Source organism: Kribbella sp. NPDC050281, from assembly GCF_040655855.1.
GTDB lineage: Bacteria > Actinomycetota > Actinomycetes > Propionibacteriales > Kribbellaceae > Kribbella.
The window spans coordinates 75858-101990 of sequence record NZ_JBFAKS010000039.1 but is presented as its reverse complement, the minus strand read 5'-3'; the positions used below and the strand labels follow the sequence as shown (position 1 = coordinate 101990).

Below are 26133 nucleotides of genomic sequence, written 5' to 3'. Positions count from 1 at the left end.
GCGGCAGCAGCCGCAGGATCGACAGGCCGGTCATCGTCTTGCCGCACCCGGACTCCCCGACCAGGCCGAGGGTCTGACCCGCCTCGACGGAGAAGAGGACTCCTCAGCGTTCGAGGGTCACAACCTCTTGGCGTTCGAGGGTCAGGACTTCTTCGCGTCCGACTCCTGCGGCTCGGGCTCGCGGATCGAGTCGAGCTCGGCCTGGGTCTTCGGGTCGAGCTCGGCCGTCGTACCGTTCGGGCTGTCGACCGGGGTCGACTCGTCCAGCTCGCCGCCCTCGGCCGGGGCGTCGGTCCCGTTCTCCTGCTTGGTGATGCGGGACTTGCGCAGGCTGGCGACCGTGGTCATGCCGAGGGTGATGATGATGAAGCCCAGCGAGAACCAGATCGGGATCTCCGGGGCCCACTCGATGTGGTGACCGCCGTTGATGAACGGCAACTCGTTCACGTGCATCGCGTGCAGGACCAGCTTCACGCCGATGAACGCGAGCACCACCGACAGGCCGATGGACAGGTAGACCAGCCGCTTCAGCAGGTCGCCGAGCAGGAAGTACAGCTGCCGCAGACCCATCAGTGCGAACACGTTCGCGGTGAAGACCAGGAACGGCTCCTGAGTCAGGCCGTAGATCGCCGGGATCGAGTCGAGTGCGAACAGCAGGTCGGTCGTGCCGAGCGCGATGATGACGATCGCCATCGGGGTGACGAGCCGCTTGCCGTTCTTGACGATGGTGAGCTTGACGCCGTTGTACTCGTCGGTGGCGTTCAGGCGCTTCTTGGCGAACCGGATGACCGCGTTCTCCTTGAAGTCGTCGTCGTCGTTCTCACCCTGCTTGGCCAGGTGGATCGCGGTGTAGACCAGGAACGCGCCGAACAGGTAGAAGATCCAGGAGAACTGGTTGATCGCGGCGGCACCGACCGCGATGAACACGCCGCGGAACACCAGCGCCAGGATGATGCCGATCAGCAGCGCGGTCTGCTGATACTTCCTGGGTACGCCGAACCTGGACATGATGATCAGGAAGATGAACAGGTTGTCGACGCTCAGGCTGTACTCGGTCAGCCAGCCGGCGAAGAACTCGCCCGCGTACTGCCCACCGGAGAACAACCAGACGCCGAGGCCGAAGACCACCGCGAGACCCACGTAGAACGCGATCGCGGTCGCGGACTCCCGGGTACTCGGCTCGTGTGGACGGCGGCCGATGATGAAGACGTCGAAAGCCAGCAGCGCGAGAAGCACGCCGACCGTGATGTACCAAACGTAGTCAGCAACGTGCACAGACACCTCCGGAGCTCAGCTGAAACAGGACTCCGAAGGTCTCTTCCGCCGGACTCGCACTGCGAGTCCGGCCGGTGGCACCGGGCGCGGGAACGAATCCCAGACCGTGATGACGATGCCGCCGCGAAGGAATACTCCCCTTCTCCACGTCTATTCTGACTGGTCGATGTCCAAGTCTCCAAATCCCAGGGCACCGTGTCCGGCTGTCGGAATGATCACAACCGGCCGAGGAATAGTTGCGCTGTGTGATCGGTTCGCCTGTTTCGGGCGTGTCGTCCGCGGCTAGGTCGGACGCTTGCTCTTGGGGAGTTTGCCCACGATCGTCTCGTACGACGCGTCGATCAGCTCGAGAATCTCGTCGTCCGGCACGCTGCCGCCGAGGCGGACGCTGTTCCAGCCGGAGCGGCCGATGTAGGCCATCTTGGTGACGTCACCGGGGTAGGTGTCGACCAGTTCGTCGGCCTCCTCCCGGTTGGCGCCGCACTTGATCCCGACCCCGTCGCCGCCACCCAGGAACGCGAAGATCTTGTCGCCGACCTTGGCGACCACATCGCCCTCCCACGGCTCGTCCTGCCACGCCCCCGGCTTCGCCAAGCAGTGCTCAAGCAAGTCCGCGCCACTCAGTCTCCCCATCACACTCCCTCTCAGCTCAACTGTGTGAGACGGCCTCGACGTTGTTGCCGTCGGGGTCCCGGACGAAGACGGCGTAGTAGCCGGGGTGGTACTCCGGCCACTCCTTCGGCTCGTGCAGGATCTCGGCGCCCAACTCCCGGGCGGTCCGGTGGACCGTGTCGACGGTTGCCCGATTCGGTGCCGTGAACGCGACGTGGATCTCCCGCTGCGTACCGCCGGTCGTCTGCTTCCCGAGCCAGAACTTCGGTGCGCCGTCCGGCCCGCCGAGCGCGAGGACATCACCGAACTCCATCACCACGGTGATCCCGAGCGGCCCGAGCAGCGTCTCGTAGAACCGCCGACTCGCATCCAAGTCATCACATTGCAACGACAGATGATCGAACATGTGCCCACCCCTTACCTGGTCTCGCTACGCACGCTAACCCCCACTCAGTGCACCAGATCCGCATTCCAGCGGCGATTCGGTACGCACACCATGCACAAAGTCGAGGACAGCCGGCCGGGTGGGTGGTGTTGGGCCGGCGGTGTTGCTGGGCGGCGGTGTCCTACTTCATGCCGGCGTTGGTCATCTGGCGGAGTTCCTTCTTCAGTTCGGAGATCTCGTCGCGGTAGCGGGCCGCGACCTCGAACTGCAGTTCGGCCGCCGCGTTGTGCATCTGGTCGGTCAGTTGCTGGATCAGGTCGGCCAGGTCGGACGACGGCAGCCCGCCGGCCAGCTCCTTCGCCTTCTCGCCCGCCTTCGCCTTGCCACCACCCGGTACCGGCGCCTTGCCGCGGGACTGGTTCCGGCCGGAGCCGAGCAGCTCGGCGGTGTCCGCGTCCTCGCGGGCCAGCATGTCGGTGATGTCGGCGATCTTCTTCCGCAGCGGCTGCGGGTCGACCCCGTTCGCCTCGTTGTAGGCGATCTGCTTGGCGCGACGCCGGTTGGTCTCGTCGATCGCCTGTTCCATCGACGGGGTGATCTTGTCGGCGTACATGAACACCTGGCCGGACACGTTCCGGGCGGCACGGCCGATGGTCTGGATCAGCGACCGGCCGGAGCGCAAGAAGCCCTCCTTGTCCGCGTCCAGGATCGCGACCAGCGACACCTCGGGCAGGTCCAGACCCTCACGCAGCAGGTTGATGCCGACCAGTACGTCGTACTCGCCCTGGCGCAGCTCGCGGAGCAGCTCGACCCGGCGCAGCGTGTCCACCTCGCTGTGCAGGTACCTGGTCCGGATCCCCATCTCCAGCAGGTAGTCGGTCAGGTCTTCGGACATCTTCTTGGTCAGCGTGGTGACCAGGACGCGCTCGTCCCGCTCGACCCGGAGCCGGATCTCGTGGATCAGGTCGTCGATCTGCCCCTTGGTCGGCTTCACGATCACCTGGGGGTCGACCAGACCGGTCGGCCGGATGAGCTGCTCGACGAAACCGTCCGACTTGTCCTGCTCGTACTGCCCCGGGGTCGCGGACAGGTAGACCGTCTGGCCGATCCGCTCCAGGAACTCCTCCCAGCGCAGCGGCCGGTTGTCCATCGCGGACGGCAGCCGGAACCCGTGCTCGACCAGTGTCCGCTTCCGGGACATGTCGCCCTCGTACATACCGCCGATCTGCGGGACGGTCACGTGCGACTCGTCGATGACCAGCACGAAGTCCTCGGGGAAGTAGTCCAGCAGGCAGTGCGGCGCCGTCCCGGGCTCGCGGCCATCGGTGTGGCGCGAGTAGTTCTCGATGCCGGAGCACGTCCCGATCTGACGCATCATCTCGATGTCGTACGTCGTCCGCATCCGGAGCCGCTGTGCCTCCAGCAACTGGCCACCACGCTCGAGCTCGGCCAGCCGCTCCTCCAGCTCGGCCTCGATCGACGTGATCGCGCGCTCCATCCGCTCCGGCGCGGTGACGTAGTGCGTCGCGGCGCCGATGTAGACCTCGTCCTCCTCGCTGATCACCTCACCGGTGAGCGGGTGCAGCGTCATCACCCGCTCGATCTCGTCGCCGAAGAACTCCACCCGGACGGCGAGCTCCTGGTACACCGGGAAGACCTCGAGCGTGTCGCCGCGGACCCGGAACGTGCCGCGGGTCCCGGCCAGGTCGTTGCGCGCGTACTGCACCCCGACGAGCTTGCGCAGCAGGCCGTCGCGATCCATCTCGGTGCCGACCTTCACGTGGATCATGCGGTTCAGGTACTCGTCCGCGGAGCCCAGGCCGTAGATGCAGGAGACGGTCGCGACCACGATCACGTCGCGGCGCGTCAGCAGCGACCAGGTCGCCGAGTGCCGCAGCCGCTCGACCTCCTCGTTGATCGAGGAGTCCTTCTCGATGTAGGTGTCCGTCTGCGGGACGTACGCCTCCGGCTGGTAGTAGTCGTAGTACGAGACGAAGTACTCGACGGCGTTGGCCGGGAAGAAGTGCCGCAACTCGTTCGCGAACTGGGCGGCGAGTGTCTTGTTCGGCTGCAGGATCAGCATCGGGCGCTGGATCTTCTCGGCCAGCCAGGCGATCGTGGCGGTCTTGCCGGTACCGGTCGCGCCGAGCAGTACGACGTCCTGCTCGCCGCTGTTGATCCGGCGCTCCAGGTCCGTGATCGCGGCCGGCTGGTCACCGGCCGGCTCGAAATCGGACACCACCTTGAGCGGCGCCACCATACGCTGAAGATCCGAGACCTGTCTCATGCCCTCCACCGTACGGCGCCGCGCCGACAGTTCCGAAAACCCCAGGTCAGGGCCGGATCAGAAGCTTTTCATCAGGGTGTTGTTCATGTAGACGAGCTCGCGGACCCGGCGCTTGTAGACGCTGAGTTCCAGGGCCGCGTCGGTGGCGGTGATCTTGCCCGACTGGTCGGCGTACGCCGTGACGAAGCCGCGGAACGGGAGGAACTTGCCGCCGGCGGCCGGGACGAGCGCGTTGAACGTCACCGCGTAGCAGGCCTTGATCGCCGGGTTGGTCGTCTTGCAGGCCACCGTCTTGCCGATCCGGACGTCCTTGAACCCGTCCGACTCCACGTCGACCAGGTGCTCGGCGAACCCCTTGGCGTCGTACTGCGTGGTCTGACGGACCCAGTAGTAGCCGTCGATCCGCCCCCGCGCCCCGGGCTGCGGCAGGATGTAGTTGGTCCCGCCCTTGGACTTGTCCCAGTCCGGCAGCCACCCCTTGACCGGGGTGAACCACAGCCCACCACCGACCTCGACGCCGGTGTCGTACCGGCCCTTGGTGACGGCCGCCTTGGTCGGAGACGGCGTCGGCGGTGTGTACAGCGTGCCGGTCGGGTCCGGCGTCTGCTCGGCCACCGGCTGCTCCTTGTCGCCGCCGGTCACCAGTACGACGACACCGACGGCGATCAGCGCAACGGCGACGATGGTGCCGCTCATGATGATCCACCGGGACCGCATCGACCCCGACGACTGCCGTTGCGGTTGGCCCGGCCCACGTCCCCAGCCGCCCGGCGCGGAGTTCGGGGGCGGACCGTACTGCTGACTCATAACTCTTCCTCGCGGTATGTCTGGGATGGCGTCGTCACAGGCTGTCGAGCACCGACTGCTTCATGGTCGCGGCGTCCGCCTCGGCTTGCGGGGCGAAGTCGATCCGGGTCCGGAAGTCCAGCGCGGTGACCACCTGGTCCTTGCGCCGGTACGCCTCGACGTACCCCTGGACCTTGACCTGCAGTCCGGTCTTGTCCTTGGTGGTGGAGGTGTAGCTGATCGCGACGCACTCCTCCAGGACGTCCTTCGGGCAGGTCAGGTTCCGTACGTTGCCCAGTTGGGCGATCTCGTTCTGGGTCTCGCCCTCGACGATCCCGAGCACGTACGCCTTCGCGGTCACGTTCTGCTTCTGCCGGACCCAGAAGAACGCCCGGGCGTCGCCGCTGGCCGCGTAGGAGACGAACTCCTTGCCCTGCGTCTCCTTCTCCAGCAGGCTCCAGCCCGCAGCCGGTACGACGGCGACGCCGGAACCGACCAGGACTGCGTTCGGCGGCGGCTTGTACGTCGACGTCGGCGTACTCGCGGTCGTCGTCGGAGACGGCGGTGGAGCCGGGTCGGCTTTGTCGTCCCCGCCGGACAGCAGGTAGAGCCCGACCGCCACCGCCACGACCACGATCAGGCCGGCACCGGCCGGGATCAGGTACGTCGGGATCCGCGGACCCTGGGCCGGGCCGGCGGACGGGGTCGGTCGCGACCGACCCGGGAATCGCCGCGACGGTGGCGGCTCCGGCGTACCCGGAGCCGCACCGTCGTCCGGCGCTGGGTTCCTCACCCAAGGGTTCGACCTGCCGGCCACACCCTCGGCGCGCTTGCGGATCACTGGCTCTTGAGCACCGACTTCAGCATCTCATTCGAGTCCTTGTTGATGGCATCGAACTTCGTCTTCAGCCCGTACACCCGGACCAGCGTGATCACGCCGTCGTTGCGCTCGACCACGCCGACGAACCCGACCACCGGCTCGCTGCCGTTCTGGCTGGACGAGGTGGCGGAGAAGCTCTGCGTCGTGAGGATCTTCACCGGGGTCTTGTCGTCCGGCCCCGGCTTGGTCACCTTCGGCTCGTTCTTCTTCACCGCGGACAGGTCCCCGGTCTCGGCGCCGATCAGCTTCGGCAGGATGGTGTCGGTGTTCTCACCCTCCTTGCCCTTGAAGGCCTCCACCATGAAGTAGGCCTCCTTGGCCTTCAGCAGGTAGACGCCGTCGAAGTTCTTCAGCTCCTTGCGGACGTAGCCGGGCTGCGGCTTCACGAAGACGCCCTCGGCGACCTCGATGCCCTCGTCGACGTTCTCGGTCGGCTCGGTGCTCTGCCCATTGGTCGGCTGCGGGGTCGGCTCGGCCTGCTTGTCGTCACCGCGACCGAAGATCAGCGCCAGCACGACGCCGATCACCGCGACGACGACGATCGCACCGCCGGCCAGGAACAGGATCTTGTTCCCGCCCTTGCCGCGCGGAGTCTGACCGCCGTACTGGCCCCAAGGCTGCTGCTGACCCGGATACTGCTGTTGCTGACCCGGGTAGCCCTGCTGCTGGCCCTGGTACTGCTGCTGGCCCTGGTACTGCTGCTGGCCCTGGTACGGCGCCTGCTGCTGACCGGGGTAGGGCTGCTGACCCTGCCCCTGGTACGGCGGTTGACCCGGCTGACCGTAGCCCGGCGGCGCCTGCGGCGGCTGTCCAGGCTGCGGCCCGTAACCAGGCTGCCCCTGTGGCTGCTGACCGGGCTGACCGTAGCCGGGCTGACCGTAGCCGGGCTGACCGTAGCCGGGCTGGCCCTGCGGTGGCTGGCCCTGGGGTGGCTGCCCCGGCCGCTGGCCGTAGCCAGGCTGACCTTGCGGCGGCTGCCCCGGCTGACCGTAGCCGGACTGACCCTGCTGGCCCGGCTGGCCGCCGTACGGGGGCTGCTGCCCGGGGTGGCCACCCTGACCGTAGGGCGGTGGCTGGTTGCTCATGCCTGCGTCTCCCGAGTCGTCGCGTCGTATCCACCAACCCCGCCGCCTGCCACGGCCTGTGCTGCCACACCACGGGCGGACTTCGGTACGGATCGCACCGAGTTGCCGCACGCGGAGCAGAAGTCGGAGTGCGGGAGCAGCGGCATCTCACAGCGCGAGCAGAACGCCAGCTCGCCCGACGCGTGGTTGGAGCCGCCGCGGGCGGCCGACTCCAGCGCCGCCTCGAGCAGACCCTTGTGCAGGACCGTGCGGACCCGGATGATCAGCGCGCCGAGCAGCAGCAGACCCCAGACCACACCGAGGATCGCGCCGACCGTCGAGCCGTGACCGCCGACGAACCCGAGCAGGTAGACCCCGCCCTGGAACAGCGCGTTGATCACGATCGCCTGGATCACAGCGAACACCCAGCGCGGGGTGAAGCCGTCGTACCCCTCGCCCAGGCCGGAGAACTCCGCACCGGCCAGGCCGGTCGCCGAACCGTAGATCAGCGGCTTGATGAAGCCGTGCAGCAGGACGATCGAGATCCAGGTGCCCGCGCTGCTGCCCGGACCGGCGAAACCGCCGCTGATCCATCCCCAGTGCAGCACCAGAGTCTCGAAGCACGCGTAGCCCACGCCGGCCACCACGCCGAACGTGAAGCCGTCCATCAGGTCGTCGTACCGCGGCCGGGAGGCCAGGTAGAGCGGGCCGATCTGGCGGATCAGCTCCGACACCACCGGCACCAGCAGGAGCAGGATCAGCAGGTCCCGCCCGGCCGGACCGGCGTCGTTGCCGCCGATCGTGTCCAGGCTCAGGGCGATCTTGTCCGACCAGATCCAGGTGAACACCGCGGCCAGTACTCCGGTGAGCACGAACGCCGCGGCGACGACCGGGATCGGCTCGTCCTCCCAGAGGTTCACGTCGTACAGATAAAGGATGTAGACGATCGGGATCGAGAACGCCGCCACCATGATCGCCACCGGCAGCGCGCCGAGCGCGGCGGTGAGAACGGTCAGCAGGAGCGCGACACCGAGTGCCACCTTGTAGGTATAGGGCTGCTTGCCCGAGCCCTGCGGCATGATCGTCGAAACCAGCCGGAACGACGCCACTGGCTCATCCGGCCTGGCGGCGTACGCCTTCTTCCGCTCGGCGTCCCCGGAGCGCACATCGTTGCCACAGTGGTGGCAAAAGTGCGACACCTCGGGGACGTCTGAGTTGCAGCGCGGACAGACCACGCCATCCTCCCAACCTCGGACATCCGGACCGGCGCGGGGCGCGCCGTCGGTGGCCGGCCCAGAGCCTGGGCCGAACCGGGACAGATTCTTGTACAGCCGGTCCCGGATTCATCATTTACCGCGCAGGGGTCACCTTTTCGTGTCCGGACCGTGCCCTGCCCGTCGTTCGAGCTCTGCCCACACCTCGTCGACGCGGCGATCCAGGTCGCCGAGGGGGCCGGAATTGTCCACGACAAGACTGGCGACGGCGAGCCGATCCTCGCGGGACGCCTGGCTCGCGATGCGCTGTTTCGCTTCTGTGTCAGGCATTCCGCGCTGCGCGGTCAGCCGTTCGAGTTGTACGTCGACCGGTACGTCGACGATCACGACGACGTCGAAGCGGTCCGCCTGACCGGTCTCCACCAGCAGCGGGATGTCGTGCACGACGATCGCTCCCGCCGGTGCCGCGGCCTCGATCTCGGCCGCCCGGGCCCGTACGCGCGGATGAATGATCGCCTCGAGCCTGCGCCGCGCCGCCGCATCACCGAATACGATCTGCCCGAGTGCCGGCCGGTCCAGCTCCCCCTCGGCCGTCAGCACGCCGACCCCGAACTCCGTCACCACCTCGGCGAGACCTTCGGTGCCCTTGGCCACTACTTCCCGCGCCAGCACATCGGAGTCGATCACCACAGCCCCGCGCTCGGCCAACCGCGCCGACACAGAACTCTTCCCCGCCCCGATACCCCCGGTCAGCCCGACTCTCAGCACAGCAGCACCCTATCCACTCCCAGTGGTGGGGCGGGCGGGCACGGCTGGCGGGTTGTTTGGACGGTGGCGGGATGTAAGCCGTCAGCGGGCGGACAACCCGCCAGTGGGGTAGACGAGCGAGACCCCCGCATCCAGTACGGGGATGCGGGGGTCTCGGGTCCTGCGGTGGATCAGCCCTGGCCGGTCAGCTTCTCGCGGAGGGCCTGGAGCGCCTCGTCAGAAGCGAGCGCGCCCTCGACGGGAGCGTCGTCCTTCGGAGCCGCGGCCGAGGAGTACGTCGATGCCTCGCCGGCCTCGACGTCCGCCGTCTTGGCGTCCTCGATCTGCTTCTTGTGGGCCTCCCAGCGCGTGTGGGCCTCGGCGTACTGCCGCTCCCACTCCTCGCGCTGTGCGTCGAAGCCCTCGAGCCACTCGCCAGTCTCCGGGTCGAAGCCCTCGGGGTAGACGTAGTTGCCCTGGTCGTCGTACGTCGCGGTCATGCCGTACAGCGTCGGGTCGAAGTCGTCCGAGACCGGGTCGAGACCCTCGTTGGCCTGCTTCAGCGACAGCGAGATCCGGCGCCGCTCGAGGTCGATGTCGATGATCTTGACCATCGTGTCGTCGTTGACCTGGACGACCTGCTCCGGGATCTCGACGTGACGCTCGGCCAGCTCGGAGATGTGCACCAGACCCTCGATGCCCTCCTCCACGCGGACGAACGCACCGAACGGAACCAGCTTGGTGACCTTGCCGGGCACGATCTGGCCCATCTGGTGGGTCCGGGCGAACTGCTGCCACGGGTCTTCCTGGGTCGCCTTCAGCGACAGCGAGACGCGCTCGCGGTCCATGTCGACGTCCAGCACCTCGACGGTGACCTCCTGGCCGACCTCGACCACCTCGGTCGGGTGGTCGATGTGCTTCCAGGACAGCTCCGAGACGTGCACCAGACCGTCGACGCCGCCGAGGTCCACGAACGCACCGAAGTTGACGATCGAGGAGACGACACCCTTGCGGATCTGGCCCTTCTGCAGCTGGGTGAGGAAGTTCATCCGCACCTCGGACTGCGTCTGCTCCAGCCACGCCCGGCGGGACAGGACCACGTTGTTGCGGTTCTTGTCCAGCTCGATGATCTTGGCCTCGATCTCCTGGCCGACGTACGGCTGGAGGTCGCGGACCCGGCGCATCTCGACCAGCGAGGCGGGCAGGAAGCCACGCAGGCCGATGTCGAGGATGAGGCCACCCTTGACGACCTCGATGACGGTGCCGGTGACGACGCCGTCCTCCTCCTTGATCTTCTCGATCGTGCCCCAGGCCTTCTCGTACTGGGCGCGCTTCTTCGAGAGGATCAGACGGCCTTCCTTGTCCTCCTTCTGGAGTACAAGGGCCTCGACGTGGTCGCCGACGTTGACGACCTCGTTCGGGTCGACGTCGTGCTTGATCGACAGCTCCCGGGAGGGGATGACGCCTTCGGTCTTGTAACCGATGTCGAGCAGGACCTCGTCCCGGTCGACCTTGACGATGGTGCCCTCGACGATGTCGCCGTCGTTGAAGTACTTGATGGTCTGATCGATCGCCGCGAGGAAGTCTTCCTCCGACCCGATGTCATTGACCGCTACCTGCGGGGTGTTGCGCACTGCGGGGTCGAGAGGTGCCTCGATGCTGGCCGTCATGTGGTGGGTTGCTCCGTGGACTGGTGGTGTCGTTCGGTCGCGTCATGAACCGTTGGATCGCACCAAACCGCTGGATTGCCTGAAGAGCACAGATTCACCACCGACTGCTGCGAGCACGAGCCTGCTCCGTCCGAGGTCGCGCGGGCCCATAGCGCATCTGACAGAATACGGGTATTGACGAAGGCAGGGCAACCCGGGGCACCCGGCCTCCACCGGCTGCCCGCCGAGGCTTCCCGACGTCTCACTGATCTCAATGTACGACGTCCAGCTCCACTCGGCCCCCCGCGAGGGTCCTCGTGTCCGCCATTCGGGAGACCAGGTCGTGCGCCGCGGCCGCGATCTCGTGCTCGGTGGAGCGGGACGCGAGGTCCAGCAGCGCCCACAGATCCGCCGCCCGCCCGAGGTCCACCAACGGCTCGCCCAGCCCCGGCCCGCTCCCCCGGATCACGCTCAGCACCGCGCCGGCCAGCACCGGATCGGCGCAGAACCGGAAAAGGTTTCCCAAATCCGTGTACGGCGACCCGGCGTGGCTGAACTCCCAGTCGATCAGTCCGGTGATCCGGGCCGTGGCCGGGTCGACCAGCAGGTTCTTCGGGTTGAAGTCGCTGTGCACCAGGCAGACCCGGTCGACCCCCTCGGCCAGCACGTCCTCGGCCTCGGCGATGACCGCGCCGAACCGCTCCAGCTGCCCCGGGTCCAGGCCGAGGTCGAGGCCATCGACGTACTGCTCGAGATCCCCGAGGCCGAAGGGCTCGATGGCCAGCTCGCCGCCGCGGAACTCGCCGAAGGTCAGGAACGGCATCCCGCTCAGCCGCACCAGCAACTCACCCAGCTGCTCCCCGACCGTCCGCCGCGCCGACTCCTCTGCCGTCTCCAGGTAGACCTGCAGGTTCACCCCCGGCAGCCGCTCGGTCAGCAGGTACGGCGGATCTTCCGGCGACCCCTCGCGCTTCGCCTCCAGCACCTTCGGGACAGGCAGCAGTCCGCGGACCAGCTGCAGCAACGCCGCGTCCACGGCCGCCCGCTCCGGCTGCTTCACATACAGCTTCAGTACGGCGTCCTCACCGCCGGCACTCACGGCGTACGTCTGCCCGCCGTACCCACCCGCCAACGGAACGGCACTGGCCGCGAAGTCGCTCATACCGCTGAACACTAGAGTTTGGTGCGTGAGCGGGCCGGTGCGGGTGGAGTTGAGCGAGGCGGAGACCTCCCGGGCCAGCCGGGCGTACTGGAACTCCGAGGCCGACGACTATTTGTCGGAGCACGGCGAGTTCCTCGGCGACGACCGCTTCGTCTGGTGCCCCGAAGGTGTCGACGAGGAGTCGGCCCAGCTGCTCGGACCGGTCCGGGGCAAGCGCGTCCTCGAAGTCGGCTGCGGAGGCGCCCAGTGCTCGCGCTGGCTGGCCGGCCAGGGCGCCGACGTGGTCGCCTTCGACATCTCGCTCGAGCAACTCCGGATCGCCCGGCAACTCGACGCCCGCACCGGCACGGCCGTCCGCACGGTCGCCGCCGACGCGGTAGCCCTCCCCTATCAGAGCAGTACGTTCGACATCGTCTGCTCGGCGTTCGGTGCGCTGCCGTTCGTCGCCGACGCCACGACCGCACTGCGCGAGATCGCCCGGACCCTGAAGCCGGGCGGTCTGCTCGTGTTCTCGGTGACACACCCGATCCGCTGGACCATGCCGGACGACCCGACCCGCGCCGGTCTGCGGATCACCCATTCGTACTTCGACCGGACGCCGTACGTCGAAGTGGACGACGCCGGTACGCCGATCTATGCCGAACACCATCGGACGACCGGCGACTGGATCCGGGCGCTCACCACCGCGGGTTTCGTCGTGGACGACCTGCTCGAACCGGAATGGCCGGCCGGTCACGACCTGGTCTGGGGTGGCTGGGGACCAGACCGCGGGCGGCTCGTTCCCGGCACCGCGATCTGGTCCGCCCACAAGGCCTGAGCTCAGTCCGCCTTCCTGGGCAGGAGCTGGAAGAACCCGACAGACGCCAGCAACAGCAGACCGAGGATCAGTGAGAGCAACGGCACCCAGAAGCCGATCAGGTGCAGCTGCGCCGCCTTCGACTGGTAGCCGCCCTCGGCGACTCCGTTCTCGGTCGCACCCTTCACGTTCTTCGCGACCGTGGCGGCGTCGTACTCGATCGTGACCTGGGTGGCGGTCAACTTGTCCTGGCCCTCGTACGCGATGGTGGCGAGTTGCTGCTCGCGGCCCTTGATGATCGCGCCGGTGACCGGCTCGACCCACAAGGTCCGGGTGTTCTTGTAGGTGCGCTGGACGATGACCGAGTCCTTGCCGGAGTCACCGACCAGGCTGCCCGGCACCTCCAGCGGCTTGGCCTGCGGCACCTCCTTCTTCGGGATCTCCTGCTCGAAGACATAGACCTTGAGCCCGTCGAGCGGCTCCTCCCGCTTGAACTCGATCGGGAACGCCTTGCGCAGCGTGGTGTCCCAGAAGGGGTACGTCTTCTTCTCCGTGCCGAACGGGAACTTCAGCACGAGACCCTGATGGCCCGCGAACAGCGCGGTGTTCTGGCCGGGCTTCAGCCGATCCGCCTTCTCCAGCGTCGTCGCGACGTACTCGCCGCTGTTGTCGTCGCCGGTCGGGTTCCAGCGCACCGCCTCGCCGGTGTGCGCGTCGAGCACGACCCGCTCCTGGACGAAGCTCAGCGGCAGCTCTGCGGTCTTCGCCGAATCGTCGGGGAACTGGTAGTTCTTCGAGTCGTCGGTCACCACGGCGGTGTCGTACACCACGACTTTGCGGTTCAGCGCCTTGCTGATCTTCTCCGCCGCGACCACGTCACCGCGGACGGTCCGGCGTGCCTCGAGCTCGACGCCGGTCTTCTCCTTCAGGTCGGCGACGCTGAAGATGGTGGCGTCCTTCCCGGCCGACACCGTGTGCGCGATCTGGTCCGCGGGCGCCACCGCAAGAGTTGGATAGGCATAGAACCTGGCCAGCGCCGCGATGCCGACGAAGAACACCCCGAGCCCGATCAGCACCGCACGACTACGAGTCCCCACTGCATCCCCTCCCGGTCTGTCCGCGGGACGCTACCAGCGAGTAGGCACCTTGAACAGACGGCGGGGACAACAAAGTTCGCGCAGGTCCGAACTGACATATAGTCGCGCCGCATGAGGGGGATCTGGACACTGCCGGAGGCACCGAAGTCATCGGTTCTCCGGGGTCTCGTGGTGGCTGTCGCTGTCGTGCAATCGGTGGTCCTCGGGCTGCTCGCGCGCCGTGGTTCCTGGCTGAGCGACGACCTCGACTTCCTGGTCCAGGGCAGTCGCGGATTCGCGCCGGCCGAACTGCTGACGCCGGTGAACGACCACATCGCGCCGGGACTGCGGTTCGTCTACGCCGTCTTCGCGAAGGTCGCGCCACTCAACCACGACTTCACCGTCGGGTGGCGGACGGTGATGCAGGCGATCGCGATCACGCTGATGGGCCTGCTGCTTGTTCGCCTCCTCGGATCGAACTGGTGGGTGCTCCTCGGCACCCTGTTCTACGCGCTCACCCCGCTGAGCATGCCGTCGTTCATGTCGCTGTCGAGCGGCGTGAACAACCTGTCCGCGCACGTCTTCGGCTTGCTGTTGCTGCACGCAACCATCGACTGGTACGACGGCCGTCGGCGCGCCCTCGTCTACGGCCCGCTCGCGCTGCTGATCTCACTGGCCTGCTGGGAGAAGTCCGGGCTGATCCTGGTGACGGCCATTGCCCTGGCCCTCTATCTTCGCGAGCAGCCGATCCGCGTCTGGCTCCGCAGGACCTGGCCCTTCGCTGCCGCTCTCGCCGTTCCGATCGTTGCCTTCGGCACTCTCTATCTGGCCCGCGGCAACCCGTCCCGCGGCGACCTCCCGTCTGCCGGGAAGCTGCTGGAACTCACGGGCCGCGGCTTCGAGGTGCCGGTCTCCGCAGTGGTGGGCGGACCCTGGACCTGGGCTCAGACCGGACAGCCTCTGAGCCTTGCGGGTCCGCCGGTCGCAGCGTTGGTGCTCGGTGGGCTGGTGGCCGGTCTGCTCCTCGTGGTCGCCTTTCGCCACGACCGCCGTGCGCTGATGCTGTGGGCCTCGGTGGCCGGCTATGTCCTGGTGACCGTGGTGCTGGTGTCCTACGGACGGTTCACGGGATTCGGCTCGGTGTTCACCGTGCACTACCACTACTGGTCCGATCTCTCGATTCCGTTGACGTTGGCCGTCGTACTGTCGGCGTCCACAGTGCGGATCGCCGTACCTGCCGTCGGGTTGGCCTGTCTGCTCGTCGGAGTGGTTGTGTCGGACGTCGGGTTCGCCGGTCCGTGGGGCAGGAATCCGGCCAAGTCCTACTTCGCGACGGTGACGGCGGAGCTGGATCGGACCGGACCGAACGTGAACCTGTGGGACACCTCGATGCCACAGCCGATGGGCACCGCATTGATGTCCGACCCCAGATTGTCGCCAGTACTGCGGATGGCTGGGAAGCAGTTCCGGGTGCAGGCGGCGGGTAGCGAGCCGCTGCGGGTGGACGACAGCGGACACATCAGACCGGCACCATTCGCGGTGTGGTCGCGCGGCGAGCCGCCAACCCGGGGGAATTCGTTCTGCAATCTGCTCGTGCACGGCGCCGAGCCGCTGATCATCCGGCTGACGCCGACGCAGAACGAGATCGCGACCGCCGAATGGTTCATCAAGGCGGCGTACTTCTCCAACCGCGAGAACCAGGTGTCCGTCGAGCTAATCGATGCGGACGGCAACGTCACCGCACTCCCGGCCGCCGACTGGCCGGCCGGTGTTGGGAGCATGTACCTCGGCCCGTCGCGGCGGATCGGAGCCACCGAGGTTCGGCTACGCTCCTCCGATCCCGCGACGAACCTCTGCGTGGAGAACCTCGAGATCGGACTGCCCAGATGAATCGAACGCGCTTCCCGGCGCTGGACGGGTTGCGGGCGATCGGTGCGCTCGCGGTGCTGACCACGCATGTCGGGTTTCACTCCGGCGCCTCGCTCAACGGGCCGTTCGCCGGTCTGCTGGCGCGGCTCGACGTCGGGGTGGCGATCTTCTTCGCGATCTCCGGGTTCCTCCTGTACCGGCCGCACGTGGTCGCGTGGTTCGACGGCACACTGCCACCACTGACGTTGCCGTACCTACGCAACCGCGCTCTACGGATCCTGCCGGCGCTGTGGGTCGCCGCACTGCTCGCCGCGTTCCTGGTGCCGCGCAAGGACGGCGTGGGCTGGGCGACGTACCTCCAGCACGCGTCGCTCACCCAGATCTACTTCGACGGACCGGCCGCGGACGGACTCACGCAGCTGTGGAGTCTGGCGACCGAGGTGGCGTTCTACCTCCTGCTGCCGGCGCTGGCGAAGCTGCTGACCGGGTACGAGCGTCCGACCCGGCGCAGTGTCCGCTGGCGCCTCGTCGTACTGGGTGTCCTCACTGTGTTCAGCCCGATCTGGATGGCCTCCATCAACGCGACCGACCACCCCCGCGCCGGTCTCTGGCTCCCTGGGTACGTCGGTTGGTTCGCGGTCGGCATGGGGTTCGCGCTGTGGCAGGTGGCGCGCAGCAGCGGTCGACTCGAGCCGTCCACGCTCGACACGCTCACGAAGATCCCCGGCACCATCTGGGGCGTCGCAGCGGCGCTGCTGGTCATCGCTGCCAACCCGCTGGCAGGCCCGTACGGTCTCTCGCCGTCCACGCCAGGTCAAGCGTTCCTGAAGAGCCTGCTCTACACCGGGATCGCCGCGTGCGTCCTGTTCCCGGCTCTGAACCCGACAGCCAGGACGGTCCGCATCCTCGGAGGCAAGGCCGGCCACATCGCCGGAGACATTTCGTACGGCGTCTTCGCGTACCACCTGATCGTGCTGAGCGTGGTCGAGCGGATCAGCGGGTACGAGGTGTTCAGCGGCAAGTTCGCGCTGCTGTTCTTCCCGACGCTGGTGGTGTCCGTCGGTGTCGCGGCCGCGAGCTACTACGGGATGGAGCGGCCCATCATGCGCCTGGGCAGGCGCGACAAGGAGTACGACGTCTCACCGGTCGGCCGGAACAAGAGCGCCAGCGCACAGGCGAACAAGGTCGATGCCTGGACCACTCCTGACGTCAGTCCCGCTCCCCCGTCCGGCCACGGCTGAACCGCCGCGATCAGGGCGCCGACCGCCACCGCAGCAGCCACCACTCCGATCGCCACCCGCGGCGACAGGAACCAGGAGCACAGCGCAGCGACCGCCACTGCGACCAGTCCGATCCAGCCGGACATGAACCACCCCGCCGCCAGGCCACCTACGAGCGCGACCCATGGCCCGACATCGCGGCCTTCACGGAGTCGGTGACCGGAGTGCCTCGACCGGCGCCGAAAGAAGATCGCGAGCGCGACCACCGACAGCAGTGCGGCCAGACCGACCAGCAAACCGGCGCGGTAGAGACGGTCCGGCATGAACCGCGCGGTGACGACCTGCTCGGCCCCTTCGGGCAGAATCCATCCCTGCTGCCAGCCACCGATCCGGATCGGCGTCAGCTTGCGGCCGGTGCTGTCGTACGCTTCCCAGCCTTCGTTGTAGTTCTGCGCGACGGTCAGCACCGACTGCTCGTCAGCGGCCGGCACCTCGATGCTCAGCTCGGCCGGATTGGGCCGCCAGACGTCCACGCCCTGCACCGGCGTCTTGGACACGTTGCGGAAGCCCGCCCTGGTCAGCGTCGTCTCGGTCGGCACGAACCCACCACCGGCCAGTACGTCGATGTTGTGGCGTCCGGACTGCAGTGGGACCACACTGTCCTTGCCACACGCCGCGAACGTCACTGGACGCCGCTGCAGCAGGTCCCGCACGGTCGCCTTCACCTGTGTGTCGGCCGGTACGCCGTCCACGCGAACACCTGGGCCGTAGCCGCAGTACACACCGGTCTGGCCGTCCAGGTCGAGTGCCTTGCGCAGCTCGTCGGCGCCGAGCACGCGAACTTCGGCGACGCCGACCGGTGCCGTCCGCGCGTAGCCGGTCGCGGAGTCGAAGTCCGTCATCGGTCTGGTGGCGGTGAACGTCAGCTCGACTGTTCGTGCGCTCCGTGCGGCAAAGCGCAGGTAGCCCTCCGGATCCACCGTGCCCTTCGCCGGTGGGCCACCGTCGAAGCGCAGCGACACCTCGGTCGGCTGCGAGGCGGTCAGGTAGGGATCGGAGAGGAACTGCAGTCCGCTGATGCTTCTTGCCTCAGGCAACTTCAACGTGAGCGCCGGGTGCTGGTCGGACGGGTCCGCGACCCAGCCGGTGCCCAGGTCGCGATCCACCGCGGCGCCCGGACGTCCCTCCGGAGCCGTGACCGCTCGGGAGGTCGCCGACGCCGTGATGGCGCCCGGCACAGCCAGTAGACCTTCGAGCGTGGCACCGTCCTTCGGTAGCGCCGTCCCCTGCAGCTGGTACGACGCCGCTTGCGGAAGGTCGATGCTGCGCAGCAGTCCGGTCGGTTCCTCGGAGTCCTTGGCTACTTCCTGTCGACACAGCGGACGGGTGGCAACGTGCAGGCAGGCAGAGCGGCCGATCTGCTGGTTCCTGAGCACCAGTGCGCTCGGCTGACGGTCGCCCGACGGCACACTGAGCCGACTGACCGGAAGCATCCCGGGCAACGAGACCTCGGCGATCGAGACGCCGTTCGGGTTCTTGCCGTCGGTCACACCCACACTGAGCCGCAACCGTTTGGTCTGGCCGGGCGGGACCGGAATGCTCTGCGGATCGGTCGACCCCGAAACCACTGAGGTCAGTGAGCCCGCGTCCGTGTCCACCTGCAACGTGCGGACCGGCTCGGTGGTCGGCGGCGCCAGCGAGAACTGCACCTTCAGACCGTCGACACTGCGAGGGGACGCGAACGTCACTTCGAGCCACTCGCCACTGCTCCGGCCGAACGTCCCGGAGATCCAGCGACTCGACGGATCACCGTCCACGGCTGCGAACGGCCCGTTGCCCGGCCCGGTCCGCAGCGTCGCGTCCGCATCCGCCGCCGAGGACGACGCCCGTACGTCGAGGATGCCGCCGCCCCACGTCCGCGTCGTGACCGGTGCCGCCGGGTCAACGTCGTACCCGAGGGTGCGGCGGCCCTGCCGGCCTGCCTCCGACGCGGTCAGCACGGGCGAGTAGTTCTCCGCGGGACGACCGACCGAGACCTCACGGCGTTGCATGCCATCGGTCTGGATCAGTGGGAGCCCGGTCAGTCGACCGGCCGCGTCCGAGCTCGTCACCGCCGTGCGATCGCCACCGAGCGCGGTCAGTGCGGCCGGCACGTCCTCGGCCGCGCCGCGGACCTCCACAAGCTGCGACTTCGGGATCAGCCGCCCTGGACTCGTGGCGCCGACGTCATAGATCTCCACGCTCGGGTATGGGAGCCGGGTGTGTCCGTCGAGCGTGACGCCGGGCTGTTCGATCGTGCTGCCAGTGCCCGGACCGAAGTACGCGACGCGGTCGATGCCGGACTCGTCCAAGGTCTCGTGGACGGCCGGCGTCGGTGTCACCTGGGCGTCGTACCGCAGGTCGTTGCGGACGACGACGTACCGGATTCCGGCCCGGGTCAGTGCCTGCTTCAGGGTCTTGTCGCCGACCCCCGTGCCGAGCCGGCGTTCCACCTCGTCCAGCCAGCGCGTCGTACCCGCAGAGCCGAGCGGCACGGCGTCCCGCACAGCCAGGGGGCGTTTCAGCAAGGCCTGGAAAGGCTCGTCCTTCGTCGATCCCCAGGTGAAGTCGGCGAATGATGCGGCAGGCACCACGAGGACACTGCCCTTCGTGGTCTGGTCGTCGAGCCACGCCGCCGCCTCACGCCAGTGAGCGGGGATGCCGTCGTACCCCTCGCGTCTGGGTAGCTGGCCGAAGATGGCCGGCGTCGCCACCGACACGATCAGGCAGGCGACCAGCACCGGCACCACGCGGCGATGAACGCCGCGGACGGTCGCCCACTCGGTGAGTCTGCTCAGCGAGTGCGCAGCGGCGAGTGCGAGCGGCAGACGGACGACCAACTCGAACTTGTGCGTGTTGCGAAGTGCTGCGAGCGGACCGTCGAGCAGGTCCTGGATCTGGGGTGCCAGTGGCGAGCCGGCCGCACCTGCATGGCCGAGCGTCACGAGCAGCAGTCCGACGACGAGTGCGAGCCGCAGGAAGCCGCGGTGCTTGAGCGAGCCCATCGCCAAGCCTGCCAGGCCGAGCAGCGCGACGACCGCGGTGATCAGGATGAGCGTCGGCTGGGTGACGTACAACCACCCGGCCGGCCAACTCGGTCCGTCCGCGCCGGACAGGAAGTTGAGCCACTGCGACGTACCGCGGAAGGACTCGAAGACGCTGGCGGTTCCGGTGGTGACTCCGGCGTCCTCGATCCAGTCGAGGAACGGCGGGCTGTACCGGCCGAGCAGCAGGAGTGGTACGAGCCACCAGATCGACACTGCGACCACACAGCCGAGCCAACCGAGCATCACCTTCACCGTCGACCGGTCCAGTCGGCGGGTGATCAGCCACAACGCAGGCAGTACGAGCGTGGCAGCAGTGGCGACGGCGTTGACTCCACCGACCAATGCGAACGCGACCGCGGACCAGCCGACCCGCCACCAGCCGGAGCGAGCCCGTGGTGTGACGAGTGGGAGCAGTACCCAGGGAGCCATGGCGATCGGCCACACCTCGATCGAGGTGATCGACACCTCGCCGAGCATCCGGGGGCTCAGTGCGTAGAGCAGTGCGACCGCGAAACGGGTCCACGGCACGCCGTACTCGAGGGCGTTGCACAGCTTCCACACACCGAGGAAGGCAACGCACAGCACCACCGACCACCACAGCCGTTGCGTCACCCAGTCCGGCACCGACAGCGAGTCGAGCAGCCAGTGGAACGGACCCATCGGCAGCAGGTAGCCGTACGCCTGGTTCTGCAACTGCCCGAAGGCACCCTGCGGATCCCACAGGTGCAGCGCACGAACGAGGAAGCCACCGGGACTGGCGGTCAGGTCCAGCTTGGTGTCCGGCACGATCTTGCCCGGCGCCTGGTGGAAGCACAGGGCGATCAGGACCAGGCAGCCCAGCACGAGCCTCGCTCGCCAGACCACCTGCTCGGAACTTCCGGCCTTCAGTCTCCTCATCGCCGCCGGAGCACCAGGACGAGGTTCCACGTGACGACCTCGCGTACTCCGGGGACGGCGAGTACGCCGTACGCCCAGCGCGGGTGATACCTCGGCACCGCTGCCACGAGCTCGGCCGCGGTACAGCCGCGTGCCCACCGCAGTCCGGCGGCGACGCTGATCGGGAAGAGCGATTCACCGAACTTGTTCTTCGGCCGGTGACCCACTCGGCGTTCGTACCGACGGGCTGCCCGGTCTCCACCGAGGTAGTGCCAGGGCGCCGTCTCGTGACCGCCGTGTGGACCCCACCAACCGGTGTACGACAGGAAGACCGTGCCGCCGGGCCGAGTGACTCGGACCAGTTCGTCAGCCATCCGCCAGGGGTCCGGCACGTGTTCCAGCACGTTGGACGAGAAGCAGACGTCGACTGTCGCGTCTGCGACGGGTAGAGCCATGCCACTGCCGAGCACTGTGCCTGGTACGGGGTCGCCTCGACCGCTCAGCTCGCCCAGGTCCGAGTCGATCGCGTAGTACGTCGCACCGGCCGCGCGGAACGCGTCGGCGAAGTAGCCCGGTCCACCTCCGACGTCGAGCATCAGTGCGCCCCGCAGATCGGCGTACTGGCCGACCTGTCCGACCGAGTCCGCGGCAAGCGTTCCGTAGAAGCGATCCGGGTCCGTCTGCTCCACGCCGAACGCCCGGAACAGCCGGACCGCACGACCGAGATCGGCCGTCCAGTCCGCAGTTCCGGTGGCATTCGTGATCACTGGCACAGGCGGGACATTAACGGATCTCGCGAGGTCTGGTGGACATCGTTACTCCTTGGTAACGTCCCCGCCCATTACCTCGGGGGAGGTGACCGGAGGGGTGGGGTTGACGAGGTGCGTGCTCAGAGCGTGCTGATGCTGAACTGGCGGGACACGACGAACCCTGAGGGCGGAGGCTCTGAACGCTATGTGGAGGAGGTGGCGAGAGGCCTTGCCGCATTGGGCTGGTCGGTGACGGTGCTGTGTGCGGCGTACCCGGGCAGCCCGCGTGAAGCGCGTCGCCACGAGGTGCGGTACTTGTACCGCGGTACCAAGGTCACCGTGTACCTGCGCGGTCTCCTGCACACCTGGCTGCACCGCCCGGACCGCGTGGTGGACGTGCAGAACGGACTGCCATTCTTTACCCGCCTCGTACGTCGTATCGGCGTCGTCGTCCTCGTGCATCACGTGCACCAGGAGCAGTGGCAGGTGGTGTACCCGGGCTGGCGCGGCCGGCTCGGATGGTGGCTGGAATCGCGCGTGGCCCCACAGCTGTACGACGACTGCCGGTACGTGACCGTGTCGTCGGCCTCACGCGACGAGCTCGCCGGACTGGGGGTTGCCGACATCACCGTGATCCACAACGGCACCGATCCGGCGCCACCACGGCAGCGACCGCAGGCCGCCGTACCGACAGTGGTCTGCGTCGGGCGCATCGTTCCGCACAAGCAACTCGAGCACGCCGTCGACGCGATCGCCGAAGCACGCAAGGTGCTGCCGGACGCGCGCCTGGTCGTCGTCGGCTCGGGCTGGTGGGAGGAGTCACTGCGCGAGTACGTCGAGCAGCGCGGCCTGCAGGCGGCGGTCGAGTTCACCGGACACGTGAGCGAGGACGACAAGCACGCGGCGTACGACGAGGCCTGGGTGCTGGCACTGCCGAGCCTCAAGGAGGGCTGGGGTCTGGTCGTCGGCGAGGCAGCGGGTCACGGCGTACCGACGGTGGCCTATCGGAGCGCGGGCGGTCCGACGGAGTCCGTGCACGATGGAGTCACCGGCATCCTGGTCGACACCCCGGACGAGTTCAGTACGGCGATCACCCTGCTGCTGCAGGACACCGAGCTTCGGCGACGGTTGTCGGACGGTGCGGTCGCAGGTGCGGACAACTTCACCTGGTGCGCGGCCGCACTGTCCTTCGACCGGCTGCTGTCTACTTCGTGCCGTAGCCGACGATCGGTACGTCGGCCTGCCCCTGAGGCTGTCCGGCCGGCGGTGCCGGATCCTCCTGCACCGACTGCACCACCCCGACAACCGTGGTGGTAGCAACCGCCAGCCCGGCGAGTACGGCGAGTGCCGCACCGATCAGTGATCCCATGAACTATGTCCCCTCCCGGTCAAGTGAACCGAAGAGTAACAACGCCGGACCATCGAGACCAGAGCGGCGATCAAGGTCATCCCCGCAGCCGCCCAGGCAGCCAGTACGACGATGGTCCGCCAGAGCGCATGGGGTCGCGGAGCAGGCGTTCCAGCGAGTCGGTACACCGTCACGGTCGGGCCGGAGAACTCCTCGGTCAGTCCGGGCATGAGGCTGGGTGGAGTCGGTCCACCTGCCTCACGATCGACGACCAGCCAACCGACACCTTGGCGCAGCAGCGCGGGCGTCGGATCCGTCTTGTCGCGCACGGCCGACCGGATCGCGGTGGCCACCTCGCGCGCACTCGGATCCTCACCGGCCAATCGATGACCTCCGACGATCAACTCGTCCGGGGCGATCGAGGGCTGCACGAAGTACCGCGGCATCGGATCGAGCAACGGGCGCCGCCCGTTCCAGGACGGTGCCCGGTAGGACTCGAACGGCCACGGGACGAACCGCCCCGCGACGGCCTGCTGTGCCCGCTCCCAATCGGCCGGGTAGTGCGACACCTTCAGTCCCCCGCCGCCGGAAAGGGCCGGCAGCGCGGCGATCGGCAGCAGCATCGCGGTGATGCCGACGATTCGGTACAGGCGAACGTGCTCCAGGGCGGCGGCCAGCGCGACACCGAAGCCGATGGACTCGAGCAGGGCGAGCGGTCCGAGATAGCGCTGGCCGTCGCGGAACAGACCTGCACCCGGGACGTGAGCGACAACCTGAGCAAAGGCTCCGGATGCGACCACACCGGCCAGGCCGAGAAGCACTGCGATGACCGCAGCCACGACCAGTGCTCTCGCCACCGGGTCCCGTCGCCACCACAACACGACACCGATCACGGAGGCGACCAGTAGGACGAACGCGAAGATGACCGGCAGCAGATCTCCCCGGTTGCCCGGCACAACATCTGCGTTCCAGATCCCACCCAAGGTGAGAAGAGTGGGCAGCACTCCTCCGTAGCCTTCGTTGCGCGCCGCGAACGAGGTGACCGAGTCCGGGTCGGTGGTCGCGTTGCCGGTGTGCGCGAGGCCCGCCATCAGCCAGGGTGCGTTCAGCAGGACTGCGGCACCCAACGGCCACAGCGACTTCACCCGTGGTCGCCACAGCAGGATCAAGCCACCGACGAGCAGTCCGGTGATTCCACCGGACGCGGTGAGCGCACAGCCGGCGGATGCGAGCACGAAGCCCGGCCATCCCTCTCCCCTGCGCAATCGCAGCGCGGATCGCACCAGCCACGGCAGAGCGGCGTACCCGAGGAGGAGCGCCCAGGCGCCGAGGCGGAGTCGTTCGGCGACGAACGGGTTCCACATGTAGAGGGTGGCGGCCGCGGCACCCGGCAGTGCACCGCCCAGCCGGAGCTCACGCCAGAGTGCGGTCAGACCGAGACCGGAGAGTAGCGGGATGGCTACCAGCACGAGCTTGTTGAGCACCTGGCCGCCGGTGAGCTCATCCAGTACGGCGACCAGCACATCCGACGGGACTGCCCGCGGCATGGCCGTTGTGACACCGAACAGGTCAAGCCGTACCGTGAGGTCCGGCACGAACACCATGTCGTAGCCGACGATGTAGCCCGGAGCGAGCAGCGGAGCAGTGATCAACAGGGTGAGCAGGACAGGCCACAACCAGGGCAGGACGCGCAGTGCACGTTCTGACATGACCACCTCCCCACCCAGTGCTTGCGACCTGAGGCAGTAGAGCATGAGTTCAGACACCACTCCGGAGCAAGAGCCCATGGCACCCCGGTTGGCATTCCTGCGCGGCGCCACGGTCGTTGCCGTCGGCATGGCCATCATGAACGTCGCCGCCTACGGTTTCACGATCCTCGGCTCCCGCCGGCTCACGCCGGAGGAGTTCGGCGCCATCACCGCCCTGCTCGGCCTGCTGCTGATCGGCAACGTCGCCTCGCTCGGTCTGCAGGCGACCGGCGCGCGGATGATCGCCACCCACACCGACGACAGCACAGCGTCCCTGGCCGACGCTCTGGTCAAGGCCGGCCGCCGCGGAGCACTCGGGCTGACCGCGGTCCTGCTCGTGGCCACCCCGCTGTTCATGTGGCTGCTGCACATCGACTCCGTCCTCCCGGTCCTGCTGCTCGCACCGACACTCGGCTGCCTCACGCTGATGGGCTCTGAGCTCGGCGTACTGCAGGGCAGCAAACGCTGGACCGAACTCGCCGCTGTCTACACCGCGGTCGGTGTGGGTCGCCTGGTACTCGGTGGCGGTGCGCTGCTGATCCACCCATCGCTCGACTCGGCCATGATCGGTCTGACCCTGGGTGCCGCCGTACCGACTCTGCTGGGTGCCTTCCTGCTGCGTGGATCGTCCGGTGCGACGTCCGAGCACATCAAGGAGGTACTGCGAGGGACGGTGCACGGCACGCACACGCTGCTGGCGTTCTTCGTCATGGCGAACGCGGACGTGTTGCTGGCCCGGGCGCTCCTCGACGGCACGGACAGTGGGTACTACGCGGCCGGTGTCATCGTGGCGAAGGCCTGCCTGTTCCTGCCGCAGTTCGTCATCGTGGTCGTGTTCCCGATACTGGCCAGCTCCCCGGGCGACACCGTGCGGCTGCGCCGCGCGATCCAGGCCGTCGCCGCGCTCGGGTTCTGTACGGTGCTCGGCACCCTGCTGCTGCCGGATCTGGTGGTGGCGATCATCGGCGGCGAGGAGAAGTACGCGCCGCTCGGCCCGTACACCTGGCTGTTCGCGATCTCCGGCTCGGCGTACGCCGTACTGCAACTCGTTGTCTATGCGGCGATCGCACAGCAGGAGAAGCGGGCCGCGCTGCTGATCTGGGTCGGTCTGGTCGTACTCGTGCTCGCCGCCGGAATCGTGCTCGGAACCGGCATCGCGACCGGATTGAACGGCGTGCTGGTCCTCGTCGCGATGACCAGCACGTGTGCGTTGCTGTTGTCGGCCGGCCTGGCGGCAGGACTCCGCCGCCAGGCCTCCGACGCGAACTGATTCACCAGAGGCTGGACTTGGCGAACCTCCGCGC

At 67.9% G+C, this 26133-nt stretch carries 19 protein-coding genes and 3 pseudogenes; 5 read left to right on the top strand and 17 right to left on the bottom strand.

All coding sequences use genetic code 11. The features are described from left to right. From AB0I34_RS33720 to AB0I34_RS33665, 12 genes and pseudogenes are all read right to left on the bottom strand, one after another. A pseudogene (locus tag AB0I34_RS33720) lies at positions 1-88 on the bottom strand (hypothetical protein); the annotation flags it as partial. Positions 89-141: 53 nt separating this feature from the next. Beyond that, positions 142-1275, bottom strand: coding sequence for a TerC family protein (locus AB0I34_RS33715; protein WP_360452961.1), 1134 nt, complete (start codon positions 1273-1275; stop codon positions 142-144). A 282-nt stretch (positions 1276-1557) separates the two neighbouring features. Beyond that, positions 1558-1908 carry an MmcQ/YjbR family DNA-binding protein gene (locus AB0I34_RS33710; protein WP_360452959.1) on the bottom strand — a complete coding sequence of 117 codons (351 nt, stop codon included), beginning with the start codon at positions 1906-1908 and terminating at the stop codon, positions 1558-1560. 16 nt (positions 1909-1924) lie between these two features. Further along, positions 1925-2293 (bottom strand): VOC family protein, encoded by a 369-nt coding sequence (locus AB0I34_RS33705; protein WP_360452957.1) that lies wholly within the window; start codon positions 2291-2293, stop codon positions 1925-1927. 160 nt (positions 2294-2453) lie between these two features. Then, the gene (gene uvrB / locus AB0I34_RS33700; protein ID WP_360452955.1) at positions 2454-4559 is read right to left on the bottom strand and encodes an excinuclease ABC subunit UvrB; all 2106 of its coding nucleotides are present in this window, start codon (positions 4557-4559) and stop codon (positions 2454-2456) included. Between the two features lie 57 nt (positions 4560-4616). Then, positions 4617-5366 carry a hypothetical protein gene (locus tag AB0I34_RS33695; RefSeq protein WP_360452953.1) on the bottom strand — a complete coding sequence of 250 codons (750 nt, stop codon included), beginning with the start codon at positions 5364-5366 and terminating at the stop codon, positions 4617-4619. Between the two features lie 34 nt (positions 5367-5400). Next, complete coding sequence (locus tag AB0I34_RS33690) at positions 5401-6138, bottom strand: hypothetical protein (protein ID WP_360452951.1); 738 nt, start codon at positions 6136-6138, stop codon at positions 5401-5403. A gap of 44 nt (positions 6139-6182) precedes the next feature. Further along, positions 6183-7310: a hypothetical protein gene (locus AB0I34_RS33685; protein ID WP_360452949.1), complete on the bottom strand. Its 1128-nt coding sequence runs from the start codon at positions 7308-7310 to the stop codon at positions 6183-6185. Beyond that, complete coding sequence (locus tag AB0I34_RS33680; RefSeq protein WP_360452947.1) at positions 7307-8455, bottom strand: PrsW family glutamic-type intramembrane protease; 1149 nt, start codon at positions 8453-8455, stop codon at positions 7307-7309. Before AB0I34_RS33680 ends, AB0I34_RS33685 begins: the two co-directional genes overlap by 4 nt. A 198-nt stretch (positions 8456-8653) precedes the next feature. Then, entirely contained in the window at positions 8654-9271 is a 618-nt protein-coding gene (gene coaE, locus AB0I34_RS33675) for a dephospho-CoA kinase (protein ID WP_360452945.1), read from the bottom strand. Positions 9272-9441: 170 nt separating this feature from the next. Further along, complete coding sequence (gene rpsA / locus AB0I34_RS33670; protein ID WP_131351982.1) at positions 9442-10920, bottom strand: 30S ribosomal protein S1; 1479 nt, start codon at positions 10918-10920, stop codon at positions 9442-9444. A gap of 250 nt (positions 10921-11170) precedes the next feature. Further along, the gene (locus AB0I34_RS33665; protein WP_360452943.1) at positions 11171-12061 is read right to left on the bottom strand and encodes a phosphotransferase; all 891 of its coding nucleotides are present in this window, start codon (positions 12059-12061) and stop codon (positions 11171-11173) included. Positions 12062-12086: 25 nt separating this feature from the next. On the opposite strand from AB0I34_RS33665, the gene AB0I34_RS33660 reads away from it, so the two are divergent. After that, a complete protein-coding gene (locus AB0I34_RS33660; protein WP_360452941.1) occupies positions 12087-12878 on the top strand; it encodes a class I SAM-dependent methyltransferase in 792 nt (263 codons plus the stop codon). Between the two features lie 2 nt (positions 12879-12880). Here AB0I34_RS33660 and AB0I34_RS33655 read toward each other — a convergent pair whose 3' ends face one another. Next, positions 12881-13954, bottom strand: a complete 1074-nt coding sequence (locus AB0I34_RS33655) for a DUF3068 domain-containing protein (protein ID WP_360452939.1) — start codon at positions 13952-13954, stop codon at positions 12881-12883. A gap of 111 nt (positions 13955-14065) precedes the next feature. On the opposite strand from AB0I34_RS33655, the gene AB0I34_RS33650 reads away from it, so the two are divergent. Beyond that, entirely contained in the window at positions 14066-15823 is a 1758-nt protein-coding gene (locus tag AB0I34_RS33650) for a hypothetical protein (protein ID WP_360452937.1), read from the top strand. Then, positions 15820-17043, top strand: coding sequence for an acyltransferase (locus tag AB0I34_RS33645; RefSeq protein WP_360452935.1), 1224 nt, complete (start codon positions 15820-15822; stop codon positions 17041-17043). The genes AB0I34_RS33650 and AB0I34_RS33645 overlap by 4 nt, the downstream gene beginning before the upstream one ends. A 1952-nt stretch (positions 17044-18995) precedes the next feature. Here the strand turns inward: AB0I34_RS33645 and AB0I34_RS33640 are convergent. Both AB0I34_RS33640 and AB0I34_RS33635 read right to left on the bottom strand, forming a co-directional pair. Then, a pseudogene (locus AB0I34_RS33640) lies at positions 18996-21005 on the bottom strand (DUF3367 domain-containing protein); the annotation flags it as partial. Beyond that, on the bottom strand, positions 21002-21757 hold the full coding sequence (locus tag AB0I34_RS33635; protein ID WP_360452933.1) for a class I SAM-dependent methyltransferase: 756 nt from the start codon (positions 21755-21757) through the stop codon (positions 21002-21004). The gene AB0I34_RS33635 and the pseudogene AB0I34_RS33640, both read right to left, overlap by 4 nt. Positions 21758-21865: 108 nt before the next feature. Here AB0I34_RS33635 and AB0I34_RS33630 point away from each other — a divergent pair, with 108 nt between their 5' ends. After that, on the top strand, positions 21866-23050 hold the full coding sequence (locus AB0I34_RS33630) for a glycosyltransferase family 4 protein (RefSeq protein ID WP_360452931.1): 1185 nt from the start codon (positions 21866-21868) through the stop codon (positions 23048-23050). On the opposite strand, the pseudogene AB0I34_RS33625 reads toward AB0I34_RS33630, so the two are convergent. Further along, positions 23004-23102: pseudogene (locus AB0I34_RS33625) on the bottom strand (DUF2613 family protein); the annotation flags it as partial. The gene AB0I34_RS33630 and the pseudogene AB0I34_RS33625 overlap by 47 nt on opposite strands. Continuing rightward, entirely contained in the window at positions 23090-24790 is a 1701-nt protein-coding gene (locus tag AB0I34_RS33620) for a hypothetical protein (RefSeq protein WP_360452929.1), read from the bottom strand. The gene AB0I34_RS33620 and the pseudogene AB0I34_RS33625, both read right to left, overlap by 13 nt. 43 nt (positions 24791-24833) lie before the next feature. Between AB0I34_RS33620 and AB0I34_RS33615 the strand changes: the two genes are divergently transcribed. Beyond that, positions 24834-26099 carry a polysaccharide biosynthesis protein gene (locus tag AB0I34_RS33615; protein ID WP_360452927.1) on the top strand — a complete coding sequence of 422 codons (1266 nt, stop codon included), beginning with the start codon at positions 24834-24836 and terminating at the stop codon, positions 26097-26099. The last annotated feature ends 34 nt before the right edge of the window (positions 26100-26133 follow it).